At 30.4% G+C, this 16,970-nt stretch carries 8 protein-coding genes, 1 pseudogene and 1 riboswitch; of the genes and pseudogenes, 4 read left to right on the top strand and 5 right to left on the bottom strand.

Features of this window, described 5'->3' with window-relative positions; translation table 11 throughout:
- Positions 1–24: 24 nt before the first annotated feature.
- The 4 genes and pseudogenes from MHL31_RS14295 to MHL31_RS14280 form a co-directional block, all read right to left on the bottom strand.
- Complete coding sequence (locus tag MHL31_RS14295; RefSeq protein WP_240226628.1) at positions 25–1,194, bottom strand: PLP-dependent aspartate aminotransferase family protein; 1,170 nt, start codon at positions 1,192–1,194, stop codon at positions 25–27.
- 170 nt (positions 1,195–1,364) lie between these two features.
- A pseudogene (thrA, locus tag MHL31_RS14290) lies at positions 1,365–4,755 on the bottom strand (bifunctional aspartate kinase/homoserine dehydrogenase I).
- A 172-nt stretch (positions 4,756–4,927) separates the two neighbouring features.
- Positions 4,928–5,029, bottom strand: a riboswitch (SAM riboswitch).
- Between the two features lie 61 nt (positions 5,030–5,090).
- A complete protein-coding gene (locus MHL31_RS14285) occupies positions 5,091–6,371 on the bottom strand; it encodes an O-acetylhomoserine aminocarboxypropyltransferase/cysteine synthase family protein (protein ID WP_240226627.1) in 1,281 nt (426 codons plus the stop codon).
- Between the two features lie 402 nt (positions 6,372–6,773).
- Positions 6,774–7,214 (bottom strand): DM13 domain-containing protein, encoded by a 441-nt coding sequence (locus MHL31_RS14280; RefSeq protein WP_240226626.1) that lies wholly within the window; start codon positions 7,212–7,214, stop codon positions 6,774–6,776.
- Positions 7,215–7,469: 255 nt separating this feature from the next.
- Between MHL31_RS14280 and metK the strand changes: the two genes are divergently transcribed.
- From metK to MHL31_RS14260, 4 genes are all read left to right on the top strand, one after another.
- On the top strand, positions 7,470–8,726 hold the full coding sequence (metK, locus tag MHL31_RS14275; RefSeq protein WP_240226625.1) for a methionine adenosyltransferase: 1,257 nt from the start codon (positions 7,470–7,472) through the stop codon (positions 8,724–8,726).
- A gap of 320 nt (positions 8,727–9,046) precedes the next feature.
- Positions 9,047–11,104: a M3 family metallopeptidase gene (locus MHL31_RS14270; protein ID WP_240226624.1), complete on the top strand. Its 2,058-nt coding sequence runs from the start codon at positions 9,047–9,049 to the stop codon at positions 11,102–11,104.
- A 153-nt stretch (positions 11,105–11,257) separates the two neighbouring features.
- Positions 11,258–12,559 (top strand): carboxypeptidase-like regulatory domain-containing protein, encoded by a 1,302-nt coding sequence (locus MHL31_RS14265; protein ID WP_240226623.1) that lies wholly within the window; start codon positions 11,258–11,260, stop codon positions 12,557–12,559.
- A gap of 151 nt (positions 12,560–12,710) precedes the next feature.
- Positions 12,711–15,200, top strand: a complete 2,490-nt coding sequence (locus MHL31_RS14260; protein WP_240226622.1) for a zinc-dependent metalloprotease — start codon at positions 12,711–12,713, stop codon at positions 15,198–15,200.
- A 71-nt stretch (positions 15,201–15,271) separates the two neighbouring features.
- On the opposite strand, the gene MHL31_RS14255 is transcribed toward MHL31_RS14260, so the two are convergent.
- Positions 15,272–16,927 carry a Zn-dependent hydrolase gene (locus tag MHL31_RS14255; protein ID WP_240226621.1) on the bottom strand — a complete coding sequence of 552 codons (1,656 nt, stop codon included), beginning with the start codon at positions 16,925–16,927 and terminating at the stop codon, positions 15,272–15,274.
- Between the last annotated feature and the right edge of the window lie 43 nt (positions 16,928–16,970).

Here is a 16,970-nt window from a genome sequence, read left to right as displayed (position 1 = left end):
TATTATTAAAAATTTTATAAAATTTTAGCTATTCAAGGCTTGTTCTATATCTTGAAGTATATCATTCACATTCTCCAATCCAACTGAAATTCGAACTAACCCTGGAGTAATTCCGGCGGCTAAACGTTCTTTTTCACTTAATTTACTATGTGTTGTTGATGCTGGATGCGTTACAATTGTTCTAGTATCTCCTAAGTTAGCCGAAAGCGAACACATTTTAATAGCATTTAAAAACTTCCTTCCAGCTTCAATCCCTCCTTTTACTTCAATAGCAATAATATTTCCACCTAGCTTCATTTGCTTTTTGGCAATTTTATATTGAGGATGCGATGTTAAAAATGGATATTTAACCTTTAAAATATTTACATTACTTTCTAACGCCTCAGCAATTTTAAGTGCATTTTCGCAATGTCTGTCAACCCTTACAGCCAAAGTTTCTAAACTTTTACTTAAAGTCCAAGCGTTAAATGGCGACATTGCCGGCCCAGTATTACGTGAAAATAAATAAATTTCTCTAACCAGTTCTGACTTACCAACTACAACACCTCCTAAAACCCTTCCTTGTCCATCCATTAACTTAGTTGCAGAATGTACAACTAAATCTGCTCCAAACTTAATTGGTTGTTGAATATATGGTGTTGCAAAACAATTATCAATAATTAATAGTAGCTTGTGTTTTTTTGCTATTTCTGCCAACACTTCTAAATCTATAATATCTACACCCGGATTTGTAGGTGATTCTGCATATAATATTTTTGTTGAAGGTTTTATTAAACTTTCAATTTCATCTGGATTGTTAATATCAAAGTATGACGTTTCTATATTCCATTTTGGAAAATATTTTGTAAATAAGGTATGTGTAGACCCAAAAACCGAACGCGCAGAAACAATATGATCTCCACTACTTAATAACGCAGCGAAAGTTGAAAATATAGCCGCCATACCAGTAGCAAAAGCATAACCATCTTCAGCACCTTCCATTGCAATTACTTTTTCTACAAATTCTGTAGTGTTTGGATTGCTAAAACGCGAATAAATATTTCTATCTTTTTCTTCACTAAAAGAAGCCCTCATATCTTCTGCATCTTCAAAAACAAAACTCGAAGTTACATACATAGGTGTAGAATGTTCCTGAAATTGTGATCGCTCTAATTGAGTTCTTATGGCTGCTGTTTCAAAATTCTTTTTATCCATTATTAATCTATTATTCTTTTTGGGCGTTCCCTTTGGGCGCGCTATCCGTTATATCTTTTTTTTGCGTTTCACTTTAAAAAAGGATGCCACTACTATCGCTAACGCACTTTTACTTTTGATTTCACCAGCATCTAAATAGCAAATTCGCTCAATCTAATTCCTGCTACTTATTAATTTTTTTCGGCCAATCTTAAAATATCCCCAAAAACACCACGTGCTGTTACTGCTGCTCCAGCTCCAGCTCCTTGAATTACAATTGGTTTTTCGCCATAAGATTCTGTAAATACTTCAAAAATAGCATCAGCTCCTTGTATTTGACCCAAAGCACTATTGGCTGGTACAGAAATTAATTTTACCTCTAATACACCTTTTTCTTCTTGTAAATTACCCGATAAATCTCCAATATACCTTAATACATGACCTTCTTTTTGATTGTCTTTAATATTCTGATAATATGCATCCATTTCATTTAGTTTACCTAAAAATTCTGATGCAGTACCTTCGCGTAATTCTTCTGGAATTAAATTTTCAATTTTAACATCTGTAAATTCATTTTGTAAATCCAATTCACGTGCTAATATCAATAATTTTCTACCAACATCGTTTCCACATAAATCTTCACGCGGATCTGGCTCTGTATATCCATTTTCTATAGCTTCTTTTAAAACTAGACTAAACGGACGATCTTGTGCTGAATAATTATTAAATAAATAACTTAACGAACCTGAAAATACACCTCTTATCCCTGTTATATTTTCTCCAGAATCGTGCAATAGTTTTATAGTATCTATTAATGGTAGTCCAGCACCAACATTAGTTTCGTATAAATACGTTTTTTTATTTTTACTTAATTTTTCTCTTAATTCTTTATAAAAAGAATAATCTAATGTATTTGCAATTTTATTTGAAGAAATTAAATCGAAACCATCTTCAACCAATTCTATATAATGTTTAACAAACTCGCTACTTACGGTATTATCAATTGCAATTAAGTTTTCTAAATGAAATTTTTCAGCATATTCTAAAATATTTTGAATACTGTTTTCTACGTCACTTTTCTCTAAGTCTTTTTCCCAATCTGTAGAAACACCATTTTTATTCAATAATACTTTTGATGAATTGGCTACTGCAAAAATATTTAAGTTGATATTTTTACGTTTAATAATATTTTCTTTGCTCTTTAAAATTTGATTTATAAGCGTTCCTCCTACTAAACCTTTTCCAAAAATAGCTATATTTACATTTTTTGAAACCCCAAAAATCTCTCCGTGAATAACATTTACAGCCTTTTTTAAATCGGTTTGTTTTACAACCAAACAAACATTTTCTCCGGTAACCGTATTGTTAATTAATATTGGCGTTATATGGTTTTTAATTAACGCACTATAAGGCTGATTAAAAGAATATAAACTTTGTCCAATAATTGAAATTACCGAAACATTTTCAGTAACATACACCTGACTCACATCTTTACTTTGAAATTCTGTTTTAAATTCTTCTTCTAATACTTTTTTGGCTCTATAACCATTTTTAGCATCTACAATAAAACCAATTCCTCGTTCTGATGATCCTTGAGAAATAATACTTACACTTATATTTTCTCTTCCTAAAGCTCCAAAAATTCTACCATCTACACCAACTTTACCTAATAAACCTCTACCTATTAGGTTTACCAAAGCAACATTTTGTTCAACTGAAAGCGATTTTATACCTCCTCGTTCTGTTTCTTTACCAATTAATGTTCCGGTATTATTTGCATTAAAAGTATTTAGAATACGTAAAGGAATATTCTTTTCAATTAAAGGAATAATTGTTTTAGCGTGTAAAATATGAGCTCCAAAATTAGCCATTTCATTAGCCTCTTGATAGCTTAATTTTTCAATTTTTTTAGCATTCTCTACCAAGTCTGGATTTGCGGTATAAATTCCATCAACATGTGTATAATTTTGAAACTCTTCTGCATTTAAAAAATTAGCGATTAAAGATGCCGTATAATTACTACCGTTTCGTCCTAAAGTTGTTGTTTCTCCTTGTAAATTTGAAGCAATAAAACCTGTAATTATCTGAGTTACATCATCTGGTTGATTTCTAAAAAATTCAATTACATTTTCTTCTGAAGTATTTTCAAAAGGTTGCGCTTTTCCAAACTGATTATTTGTTTTAATTAACAAACGGGTATCTACAAAATTGGCTTTTACACCATTTTTATTCAATAAATTAGCAACCAGTTTAGCTGAAATTAATTCACCTTGAGCAAGTACTTGATCTTTAACTTTTACACTATAATCGCCCAATAAACTAACACCTTTAAAAATCTCTTCTAACAACTGAAATTCAGCAGATAAATCTACCGTATTATCAGCATCTAACTGGTATTTTTTTTAGCTCTTCAAACTCTTCAATATAAGACAAACTATTTTTAGCTTTTTCTAAAATAGACTCTAAATGATCTGTGGTTTTACCACGTGCAGAAACTACTACTGTAATATTGTCTTTATTTTCAATTTTATTTTTAATAATGGCCAAGGTACTTTCTAAACCTAATCCATTTGCTAATGATTTTCCTCCAAATTTTACTACTTTCATCTTATTATGTTTAGAACTTTTGTTAAAAATTGGTTCTATAATTTTTCCTAATTGTTTGTATTCTATTAAAAAAGCATCGTGACCATGTACCGAATTAATTTCGTTATAAGTAACATTTGGCTTTATTAATGCTAATTGTTTGTGTGTTTCTTTATTCTCTTCTGCTGTAAAAAACAAATCTGAATCCACACCAATAATATGAATATTTGCTTTAATTGTATCTAAAACATGGACATCTCGTCCTTTAGTAACATCAATAGTTTTAAGCAACTGATTCATTAACCTGTAGGCAGATAATTGAAAACGTTCTTGCAATTTTTTACCATGATGCAATAGCCAACTCTCTACATTAAAAATCGATAATTCTTCGTTTTTAGAACGTTGAAAACGCTCTTTAAAAGATTCAGGAGTTCTATAACACAGCATTGCATGCATACGAGCATCATGTACTGGATTGTTAGAATTTACAAGAAATTGTTCTTGAATTTGACAGTTAGCTATTAGCCAATCGGTAGCTTTCCAATCGGTAGCAATTAAAATTAAATGTTCTGTAATTTTTGGATTTAATACTGCCATTTCCCAAGCGATTCCACCTCCTAAAGAACCTCCTATCAACGCATAAAGCTCTTTTATTTTTAATTTTTCAAGACCTAATAAAAATATATTTGCTATATCTCGTGCAACAAAATCTTTATAATTCTCAATTACAAATCCATCATAACCATTTCCAGGAATATTAAACGATAAAATTGTGTATTGATTGGTATCTATAACCTTATTTTCTCCAACTAAATCTGTCCACCAACCATCTTTTCCAGCTACATTAGAATTACCTGTTAAAGCGTGGTTTACCAAAATAATAGGAGCAGAATACAATTCTTTACCAAAAACCTCATAAGAAAGTTGAAGTTGCTCACTTCTGAAACCTTTTTCAGAAATAAAATTAGAAAGAGTTATATGTTGCAATTGCTTCATTAATTATTACTTATTAAACTATATTTAATCATATTAAGAATAATAAAACAGATTTTAAAATTCTAAAACACCAATGTTTTATTATCCTTAATGATATATTTCAAACTTTTAGTTTGCTTAAAAAAAATTGTTATGTGAATTTGCAGCTAATTATTTTGAAAACAATTAGGTTTAGTTATCTATCCAAAGTGGGTAGAATTTAGCACCTTCTTTATAAGTTAAAGGGTTGCTAAGGCTTCACAGGGTCTATTCCCTCTGCCTTTCTTGATAACAATAGTCAATATGCTTATGAACTAAGCAACAAATTAACGCAATAATTTTTTCTCAAACAAAATTTAATCTACTATTTTTTTGAAAGCTTGTTCTAAATCTCCTTTTAAATCTTCAATATCTTCAAGACCTACAGATAATCTAATTAAATCTTGAGCAACACCTGCACTTGCTTGTTGTTCAACAGTTAATTGTTGGTGTGTTGTACTTGCTGGGTGTATAATTAATGATTTTGTATCTCCAATATTTGCAAGTAGTGAAAATATTTCAGTTGCATCTGTTACTTTTTTAGCAGCTTCAAAACCTCCTTTTACACCAAAAGTAACCAATCCACTTTGTCCTTTTGGCAAATATTTTTTAGCCAATGCATTGTACTTATTACTTTCTAAACCTGGATAATTTACCCAAGCTACTTCTTCTCTACTTTCTAACCATTTTGCTAATTCTAATGCATTTGCACTGTGTTGTTTAATACGAACAGGTAAAGTTTCCAACCCTTGTATAATTTGAAATGCATTAAACGGACTTAAAGCTCCACCAAAATCACGTAAACCTTCTAAAATTAATTTAAAAGTAAATGCTGCAGCACCTAAAGCTTCACTATATACTAACCCATGATAACCTGCAGATGGTTCCGTAAATTCAGGGAATTTTCCATTGGTCCAATCAAAAGTTCCAGCATCAATAATAGCTCCTCCTAAAGAATTTCCTTGTCCACCAATATATTTTGTTAATGAATGTATTACCAAATTTGCTCCATGCTTAATTGGATTTAACAAGGCTGGAGTTGCAACTGTATTGTCTACTATAAATGGTACACCCGCTTCTTTTGAATGCGCTGCAATAGCTTCTAAATCCAATACATCTAATTTTGGATTTCCTAAAGATTCAACAAAAAATGCTCTTGTATTTTCTTGTACTGCATCTTTAAAACTATCTGGGTTTGATGCATCTACAAAGGTTGTTGTAATTCCTAATCTTGGCAAAGTAACATTTAAAAGTGTGTATGTACCCCCATATAAACTACTTGATGCTACAATATGATCTCCAGATTTTAATAATGTTAACAACCCTGTTGAAATTGCTGAAGTTCCAGAGGCAAATACAACTGCTCCAATTCCTCCTTCTACAGCAGCTAAACGTTGTTGTAAAATATCATTTGTTGGATTATTTAACCTAGCATAAATAAAGCCTAACTCTTTTAAGGAAAATAAATTTGCAGCATGTTCTGTATTATTAAAAACATACGAAGTTGATTGATAAATAGGAACTGCTCTTGTACCTCCATTTTTTGTTGTATCGTGTCCTGCGTGTAAAGCTTGTGTTGAAATTTTTTGAGTACTCATAATCTATAATTTTATTTTTTTAGTTTTATTTTTTAACAAAAAAAGTCCCTTTGGTTTTAGGTATTACCAAAGGGACTTTTATCTAATTAGATTTTTATTTTCCATTTATTTTAGGCAATACCAGTTCATTGTGCTACGCATTATTTGCATACACATTCTAAATTGGTTTGACATATTATTTTGGAAATTAATTCTCATTTTATAGTTGTTTTAAAAATAAAAAACCTCTGATTTTCATCAGAGGTCCGTATTATTTATATTTTATTAAATTTTAAACAATAACACCCTCTGTGTATATTCTACACATCATATTACGCATTATGTTAAACTTAATTGTCATTTTCTTTTGTTTTGGTTCGACAAATGTAATCACATTTTTCTAATATCCAATAAAAATTGTAATTATTTTAAAACTGCTGTTCCAAAACTAACAGAAAAATCTACACACCAAATATTCACTATATTATATTTTGAAATATCTGTATTCTTAGGAATATTATACGTAAAATCTCCTGAAATTCCTTTTAAATCCCCTAAATCTATATATTCACTAGCATTAACATCAGTTGTTAAATAAACTAATAATTTAGGCCCACTATCTGTTTTAAAATTTGAAAATGATAAAACTGATTTTTCTGAATTTACAGATGCTTTTCCGGAAGTTGGATGTGCCCCATCAATAAAATCACCCATTATTAAAGTGGGTTCATTTGTAGTATTTTCTTCATTTAGATTGTTTTCTTCATTTTCTATACGCACTTCAATAACATCCATTTCATCGTTATTTTCTGAACAATTGCTAAATGTTATTACAAAAAGCATTAATACAACAATTTTTTTCATTTTTAATTAAGTTTAGTAAAATAAAAGTCGCAAAAAACTTAAAATCATTACAGAATATATATTTAGAAATTATTTAACAGTTATTTAGCTTTTAGTTTTTAAATTTTCATAAATTTGCAAACGAAATATTTGGAGGAAAAATTTGAACTGATTGCAACCTCATTAAAAAATGCTAAAGCAGTAATTTTTTTTACTCCTTTTAGCGACCAACGCAATTAACAAACCTCTCTTCAAACAAATTAAAATTAAATAATTATGTCATATTTATTCACATCAGAATCTGTATCCGAAGGTCATCCAGACAAAGTCTCAGATCAAATTTCAGATGCATTAGTCGATAACTTTTTAGCTTTTGATTCAAATTCAAAAGTTGCTTGTGAAACATTAGTAACTACAGGTCAGGTTGTATTAGCTGGAGAAGTAAAATCTAATACGTATTTAGATGTTCAAAAAATAGCAAGAGATGTTATTAATAACATTGGATACACCAAAGGAGAATATATGTTTGATGGAAATTCTTGTGGAGTTTTATCTGCAATCCACGAACAGTCTCAAGATATTAATCAAGGTGTTGATAGAGCTACAAAAGAAGAACAAGGAGCTGGTGACCAAGGTATGATGTTTGGTTACGCAACCAACGAAACTGAAAATTTAATGCCATTGGCTTTAGATTTGAGTCACAGAATTTTACACGAATTAGCCGCTTTAAGAAGAGAAAATAACGAAATTACGTATTTACGTCCAGACTCTAAAAGCCAGGTTACTATTGAATATACCGATGATAATGTACCTTTTAGAATTAAAGATATTGTAGTTTCAACACAACACGATCAATTTTTAGAAGACGACACTGAAATGTTAGCCAAAATTAAGGCAGATGTTATCAATATTTTAATACCAAGAGTAATTGCAAAATTACCAGCATCAATCCAAGCATTATTTAATGACAGTATTGTGTACCATGTTAATCCTACAGGAAAATTTGTAATTGGTGGACCACACGGTGATACCGGTTTAACAGGACGAAAAATTATTGTAGATACTTACGGTGGAAAAGGAGCTCACGGTGGTGGTGCTTTCTCAGGAAAAGATCCAAGTAAAGTAGATAGAAGTGCCGCATATGCAACACGCCATATTGCTAAAAACCTAGTTGCAGCAGGTGTTGCAGATGAGATTTTAATTCAGGTTTCTTATGCTATTGGTGTTGCAGAACCTATGGGAATTTACGTAAACACTTACGGAACTTCAAATATTGATAAAGCCGATGGAGAAATTGCTGAAATCGTATCCACACTTTTTGATATGAGACCTGCAGCAATTGAAAAACGTTTAAAATTACGCCAACCAATGTATTTAGAAACAGCTGCTTACGGACATATGGGAAGAGAAAACCGTATTGTAAATAAAACATTTACAAATGTTGATGGCTCTGAAGTTTCTTTAGATGTTGAATTATTCACTTGGGAAAAATTAGATTATGTAGCTAAAATTAAAGAAGCTTTTAATATTTAACTACAAGCTAAATTTCATACATTTTATATAAAACTGTCTAATTATTATTTTAGACAGTTTTTTTTTGAACAATATCTAAACTTAAAGTTGTTCTAAAAAATTATTGAAATTTAACATTATATTAACTAAAATAAATACCCTAAAACAAAGCTTCACAAACATTATTTATTGTTAAATAGTTAAATTTGAAATAATTCAATCAATCTAATAAACAATTAACAATTATGATTAAAAAAACAACGCTATTTACTACCATTTTATGTATTTGCACAACAGTAGTACTAATAAGTTGCATAAACAACAAGGATACAAAAATAAAAATGACAGACACTAATATATTATTACAAGAATGGGCAGGACCGTACGGAGGTGTACCTGCTTTTGATAAAATGAACCTTGCAGATATTAAACCTGCAATTGAAAAAGGTATGGAGTTAAAACTTCAAGAAATTGATGAAATTACAGCAAATACAGATGCTCCTACATTCGAAAACACAATTGTACCTCTAGAAAAATCAGGAGAAGCCTTAGACAGAGTATTTAAATATTATGGAATTTGGAGTTCAAATATTTCATCTCCAGAGTTTAGAGCTATTCAAAGTGAAATGGCTCCAATTATGTCTGAATTCAATTCTAAAATCTCACAAAATTCTGAACTATTTAAACGTATTAAAACCGTTTATAACAACTCCTTAAAAACTCCATTAGAAGCCGACCAACAACGCGTTATTCAACTTATTTATGAAGGTTTTGCAATGGACGGCGCAGAATTAGACGCTGAAAAAAAAGCACGTTACGCTGCTATTAATAAAGAACTTTCTTCATTATATACTAATTTCTCTAATAACATTTTAGCCGATGAAGAAAATTACGTAGTTTATTTAACTAAAGATCAATTAGGTGGCTTATCTGAAGGGATGATAAAATCTATGGCTAAAATTGCCTCAGACAAAGGTCAAGAAGGAAAATATGCAGTTCCAAATACACGCTCCTACATGGATCCGTTCTTAACCTATTCAACCGAAAGACAATTGCGCAAACAAGTTTGGAACAACTACTACTCAAGAGGTGATAATGCCGATGAATTTGATAATAATGAAAATGTTGCTAAAATTCTAAAACTTAGAAAAGAACGTGTTGGATTATTAGGTTACGATAATTTTGGAGATTGGCGTTTACAAAACAGAATGGCAAAAACGCCTGAAAATGCTATGAATTTAATGAATGCAGTTTGGCCAGCAGCCATTGCAAGAGTTAAAGAAGAAGTTGCAGATATGCAAGCAGTTGCAAATGCAAATGGAGATAATATTACTATAGAACCTTGGGATTACCGTTTCTATGCAGAAAAAGTGCGTCAACAAAAATACAATTTAGATTCAGACGAAGTAAAGCAATACTTACAGTTAGATAAATTAACTGAAGCGTTATTTTTTGTAGCAAGCGAATTATTTAATTATAATTTTACACCTGTTCCTGAAGGAAGCGTTCCTGTATTTCATGAAGATGTAAAAGTTTGGGAAGTAACAGATAAAACTACCGGAAAACATATTGGCTTATGGTATTTAGACCCATTTGCAAGACCTGGAAAACGTTCTGGAGCTTGGGCAACAACCTACAGAAGTCATACTACTTTTAATGGCGAAAAAACGGTATTAGCTTCTAATAACTCTAACTTTGTTAAACCTGCTGCAGGTGAAGCTTTATTGGTCTCTTGGGATGATGCAACTACATTTTTACACGAATTTGGACATGCATTGCATTTCTTTTCTTCAAATGTAAAATACCCAACTTTAAATGGTGGAGTTAGAGATTATACCGAATTCCAATCGCAAGTTCTAGAACGTTGGTTATCTACAGATAAAGTAATCAATCAGTTTTTAGTGCATCATAAAACTGGCGAAGCAATTCCTCAAAATTTAGTTCAAAAAATTAAAAAAGCCGCTACATTTAATCAAGGATTTGCAACCACAGAATATTTAGCTTCGGCTATAATGGATATGAAACTTCATTTAGCAGATCCAACAAATATAGATATTGATGCTTTTGAAAAAGAAACTTTAGAAGCTATGGATATGCCTAAAGAATTAGTTATGCGCCATAGAACACCACATTTTGGACATGTTTTTTCAGGTGAAGGTTATGCAACAGCTTATTACGGATATATGTGGGCTGATGTTTTAACAGCTGATGCAGCAGAAGCATTTGCAGAAGCTCCAAATGGATTTTACGATAAAGAATTAGCCGAAAAAATGGTAAAATACTTATTTGCCCCTAGAAACTCTATGGACCCAGCAGATGCTTACAGACTATTTAGAGGTAGAGATGCTAAAATAGATGCATTAATGAGAGATAGAGGTTTTCCAGTTTCAAAAAATTAAAACCCTTAACTTAGGCTCTCAATAGCATAAACTATATTAATGTATTCCAGCTTTACACTTAAAAAAGTATTAAACAAAGTTGGAATACATTTTTTATTTTAAAAATAGCTTAAAAAACATTAACTTGTATAACCAATACTAAACTAACTAGTTATGAGAAACAAAAACATTTTACTTAAAAAAATATTTAATAGAGTTTTTACTTTTATTTTCATAGCTGTAATTGGGTTTCAAAATACTAGTTATTCAAATAATTTAATTGTAAATGATTCAATATTATTTAAGCAGTTTAAAGGAAAGGTAATAGATAGCAAAACAAAAAAACCATTGATTTTCGCTACCCTTTTGGTTAACAACACAAACATAAGTTCAATTACAAATACCCAAGGTGAATTTCAATTAAAAATTCCAACTATTTATAGTACTAATAAAGTTACAGTTTCTTTTTTAGGGTATACAAGTAAAATAATAGATTTTAACAATTTAAATGAAGACAAAATTGTAATTAAACTTGACACCCATATTGAAGAACTTTCCGAAATTAAAATAAACATTGAAGATGCAGATTCACTAATACGTGAAATGCTTAAAAATAGGGAAAACAATTATTTAGATTTCCCTACATCTATGACTGCTTTTTATAGAGAAACTATTAAAAAAAGAAGAAGCTATGTTTCGCTTTCTGAAGCTGTAATTGAAATTAACAAACAATCGTATATAAAATCTAAAAACGATTTAATTAAACTTTATAAGGCTCGTAAAAGCACCGATTATAATAAACTAGACACCATTACTATGAAATTAAAAGGAGGTCCTTCAAGTTCCTTAAAAATTGATGTAATGAAAAACACATTTGCTTTTTTTGGAGCTACTGTTTTTGATAGATATGATTTCAAATTTGACACTTCCACCAAAATTAACAATCGTCCTGTTTACGTTGTAAATTTTAAACAAAAAAAACATATTAAAGATCCTTTTTACTATGGTAAATTATATATTGATGCCAATACCTATGCATTAATTAGCACTAAATTTCACTTAAATCTAGATGACAAACAAAAAGCCAGTCGTTTATTTGTTGTTAAAAAACCTAATAAAGCAACAGTAATCCCTACAGAGGTTACCTACCACATTAATTACAGAACAAAAAATGGAAAATGGCATTTTGGATACAGCAGAATTGAACTAGGATTTAAAATAGATTATGACAAACGTCTATTTAACTCTGTATATAATATAATTATGGAAACCGCAGTTACAAATTGGAAAAAAATTACAGACAATACCATTAAATATAAAGAGCGGTTAAAACCATCTGTAATTTTAAGCGATGAAGCTCAAGGCTTTTCAGACCCAGAGTTTTGGGGTGAATTTAATGTTATTGAACCAGAAAAACCAATTGAAAACGCCATTAAAAAAATTCAGAAACAATTAGAAAAAAATAATCGTGATTAAATATTTTTTAATTATTTAACATAAATTAATTAATTTTAACAACATAAAAACCTCTACAACAACGATCATAAAATTTCTTTAACAAATTTTTAAGATATTTTATATTGAGGTTTAATAATTTAGGCCCTTAATTTTTAATCACAAAAAACGCATGACCCACAAATTTTTTACCACACTGTTAACACTCTTATTAATAGTGGGTGTTTCTTCTCAAGCTGATGCACAGAGAAAGAAAAAAAAAGAACAAGAAGCTGCTGCTGCTAAAGCTAGTGCCGCTGCAACACCAAAGTCCAAAAAAGGCGATATACTTCCTTACGGAAAAGTAATTACCAAAGATGCAAAAACCGATGAAGGTTTATTCAAAGTCCATTTTGTAGATGATAAATACCTATTTGAAATCCCAGATTCTTTATTAAATAGAGAAATGTTAATGGTTACTAGAATAGCAAAAAACACTTCTAACAACAATAGTTTTGGAGGACAAAAAGCAAATACAAAAGTATTACGTTGGCAAAAAAAAGGAAAACAAATTTTACTAAGAGTTGTTTCTCATAACGTTGTAGCTGATGAAAACTTACCTGTACACGAAGCTGTTGTAAATTCAAACTTCGAACCAGTACTATATACGTTTCCTATAAAAGCAATATCAGAAGATAAGACAGCTACCGTTATAGATGTTACAGATTTGTATGCAACAGACGTAAAAGCTTTGGGCTTACCTGATCGAGTTCGAAAAGGTTACAAAATTACAAGACTAGATACTCAAAAATCTTTTATTGATAGCATAAAAAGTTATCCTTTAAATATTGAAAGTAGACATGTAAAAACATATAGTGCAGGTGCACCTCCATCAAACTCTAGCACTGGAACTGTATCTGTAGAAATGAGTAACTCTATGATTTTACTTCCTAAAGTACCAATGAAAAGAAGAATTTTTGACGAACGTGTTGGTTGGTTTACTTCTAGCCAAATAGATTATGGTTCTGAAGCTCAAAAAAGTGAAAGAGTTACTTACTTAGATCGTTGGAGACTAGAAGTTAAAGATGAAGATATTGAAAAATTTAAACGTGGTGAATTAGTTGAACCAAAAAAACAAATAGTTTACTATATAGATAGAGCTACTCCAGAAAAATGGAGACCTTTTATTAAGCAAGGTATTGAAGATTGGCAAGTAGCATTCGAAGCAGCTGGATTTAAAAATGCAATTATAGCAAAAGATGCACCTACTAAAGAAGAAGACCCTGAATGGAGCCCTGAAGATGTACGTTATTCTGTAGTACGTTATTTAGCATCTCCAATACCAAATGCAAACGGACCGCACGTAAGTGACCCAAGATCGGGTGAAATTTTAGAATCAGATATTAACTGGTATCACAACGTAATGAGCTTACTACAAGGTTGGTTCTTTGTGCAAACAGCTGCAATAAATCCAGAAGCACAAAAAGTTGGATTTAAAGACGAAGTAATGGGAGAATTAATCAAATTTGTGTCTTCGCATGAAGTAGGACATACTTTAGGTTTACCACACAATATGGGAAGTAGCTCTGCGTATCCAGTAGATTCCTTACGATCTGCTACTTTTACCAAAAAATATGGTACTGCTCCTTCAATTATGGATTACGCACGTTTTAATTACGTTGCACAACCTGGAGATAAAGATGTTGCAATGATGCCAAACATTGGTGTATATGATAAATATTCAATGAAATGGGGATACCGTCCAATCTTAGAAGCAGAAACTCCTGAAGATGAAAAAGAAATTTTAGATAGTTGGATTTTAGAACATGCTGGTGATCCACTATATAGATTTGGGAAACAACAAAGAAGTGTTATTGACCCTAGCTCTCAAACTGAAGATTTAGGTGATGACGCGATTAAAGCAAGTGCTTATGGTATTTCAAATTTGAAAATTATTATGACAAATTTGGTTGATTGGACTTCTAAAAAAGGTGAAAATTATGATGATTTATCTGAAATGTACGGTCATGTAATTTCGCAATTTAACAGATATATGGGACACGTTTCTTCAAACATTGGTGGTGTTTATGAAGATTACAAAACTTCAGATCAAGAAGGTTTGGTATATACACATGTTGATAAAGACCATCAAAAAAATAGTTTGAAATTTGTAATAGACCAATTATTTGAAACACCTACTTGGTTAATTGATAAAGAAATTATTGGAAAAACTGAGAACTCTGGTAATATGGAACTTATTTCAGGTATGCAATCTAGAACCTTAAATAATATTTTAAATTTAAGCAGAATGAATCGAATGATTGAAAATGAAACTTTAAACGGTTCAGAAGCTTATTCTTTAATTTCTATGATGAGTGACTTAAGAAATGGAATTTGGACAGAATTAAAATCTGGAAGAAGTATTGATACTTACAGAAGAAATTTACAAAGAGCACATATAGAACAATTGGGAAGCTTAATGAACGCTAATGATATAAAAAGTGGACGAGGCGCTTCTTCTGTTACTGTAAAACAATCGGATATTGTTCCAATTGTAAGAGGTGAATTAAATAGAATTAAAAGAGATGCTAAAAGAGTTGCTAATGCTGCTCCAAATACAATTACAAGATATCATTTACAAGATATTACAGAACGTATTGATGCTATTTTAGATCCTAAATAATAAATTAAATTCTTTTGAATTTAACTAAAAAGCCTCCAATTTGGAGGCTTTTTTTTATGATTTAAAATTAGTTACTCTTGTAATTCTAAAGCCGTTAAACCTTGTTCAAAAACAACATCTACAGGAATATTTTGTTCACTTAACAGATCTAAATCCTTTTGTAAATCTTCTGATATAATTCCTTTTTCAGCTACTAATTTAGCAACACCGTTATAATCTCCATTACCTTGTAAGGTTAAAATAATAGTTGACAACTCTTCCATAGCTGTTTGCATTTTATCGTAATTAACTTTATAAGTTCCATCTTCATTTTTTGTAAATGCATCTTTTTCTTTGAAAAAATTAAAACGAATCATATTTGCTTTTCCGTGTGCACTTGAAGCACCAAAACGAACAGATCTAAAAATTCCAGCCATAAAAGTGGTCATATAATCTTTTATATCTCCATCAATTTCTCCTTTTTTATGTAATTGCTGCACCATATACAATCCTAAAATATCAGCTTTCCCCTCTTCTAATGCAGAAGCTAATTCTTTTAAAGAGCTCCTTACTGTTCCTTTACCATTAATGGTATTTTTTATTCCCAAACCATGGGCAACCTCATGAAACATTGTATTGGCAAAAAATGCATCGAAAGTAATGTGCTTACGTTGACTTTCATCAATAATTTTATCAGCAATTGGAATTAATATTTTATCAAATTTTGCACGCATTGCATTTTTTAGTTGTAATCTTCTTGTTCCTTTTTGCAATTGAACTTCTTCATCATTTGGAAGGTTAATAGCTATGGTTTTACCTCCAGAATTACAATCACCAGCATAATAGACAACATCATAAGCATTTAAATCAGAATCTGTACCAGGTGTTTCTGTTTTGTATGCTTCATCAACAGGTAATCCTTTTTGTAATTCTGGTAAAAACTGTGCAAATTTTTCTAATTTTTTACTCCATTCTTGATCTTTTATCAACACATATGCTTCGTATGATGCTTTGTTTCCAAACAATTGATCTTCATACGTTTCAATAGGACCAATAACAATATCTAGCGTATTTGTTTTCATATCCATCCAAGCAAAATCACTTGCCTGATAATCATCATTTAAAAAAGCTTGTGCACGTAATTCTAAATAATTCTTAAGACCTTCATTTTCAGCTAATTTTGAAGCTTCTAATAATAAGCTTGAAACTTCTTTTACTTCCTTTTCAAATTGTTGGTGATACCATATAGTTTTTAAACTTCCTTCTTCATTTCTTCTTATAAAAGTGTATAAACTAGATTTATTTACATCGGAAAAGGCTTCAAACTCTTCTTTTGTCATATCTACAGGATAATAATTTGCACCTAGAGGCTTTTCTCCTATTTCTTCAACAAAAGATTTATTTCCATTTAACCGATCCCAAGGTCCATAGTTTATTTCAGCAAATTTTTTAGTTTCAGCATCATCTATTCTAGCTAATAATTCTTCTTTTTCTCCATATGCTTGATACCAAAAAAGTGCATTCATTTTATCTGCAGCCTTTATTAATAATGGCAACATTTTTTGCTGATTTTCGGTTAAAACACTTAAATCTGAAGTTAATTTAAATGACACATATTTATCTAAATTTTTATTCATTTCAGTTAATTTTCCTTCAACTGTAACTTGCTTTATTGGCTTACGCGCTTCTTTCTCTTCTTTACAAGAAAACAAAATTGTTAAAATAATTAGTGTTGCTATTTTTTTCATTATTGATTGTATAAATTAAAGTATAAAATTAAATAAAAAAATA

Origin of the sequence: Lutibacter sp. A80 (assembly GCF_022429645.1) — a bacterium.
Lineage (GTDB): Bacteria > Bacteroidota > Bacteroidia > Flavobacteriales > Flavobacteriaceae > Lutibacter.
Note: the sequence above shows the minus strand (reverse complement) of the source record. Positions and strands in the feature narration are given on the sequence as shown.

Coding starts and splice junctions, on each gene's coding strand:
- MHL31_RS14265 (WP_240226623.1), top strand. CDS start 11,258: ATGAGAAACAAAAACATTTTACTTAAAAAAATATTTAATAGAGTTTTT.
- MHL31_RS14295 (WP_240226628.1), bottom strand. CDS start 1,194: ATGGATAAAAAGAATTTTGAAACAGCAGCCATAAGAACTCAATTAGAG.
- MHL31_RS14280 (WP_240226626.1), bottom strand. CDS start 7,214: ATGAAAAAAATTGTTGTATTAATGCTTTTTGTAATAACATTTAGCAAT.
- MHL31_RS14260 (WP_240226622.1), top strand. CDS start 12,711: ATGACCCACAAATTTTTTACCACACTGTTAACACTCTTATTAATAGTG.
- MHL31_RS14255 (WP_240226621.1), bottom strand. CDS start 16,927: ATGAAAAAAATAGCAACACTAATTATTTTAACAATTTTGTTTTCTTGT.
- MHL31_RS14285 (WP_240226627.1), bottom strand. CDS start 6,371: ATGAGTACTCAAAAAATTTCAACACAAGCTTTACACGCAGGACACGAT.
- metK (WP_240226625.1), top strand. CDS start 7,470: ATGTCATATTTATTCACATCAGAATCTGTATCCGAAGGTCATCCAGAC.
- MHL31_RS14270 (WP_240226624.1), top strand. CDS start 9,047: ATGACAGACACTAATATATTATTACAAGAATGGGCAGGACCGTACGGA.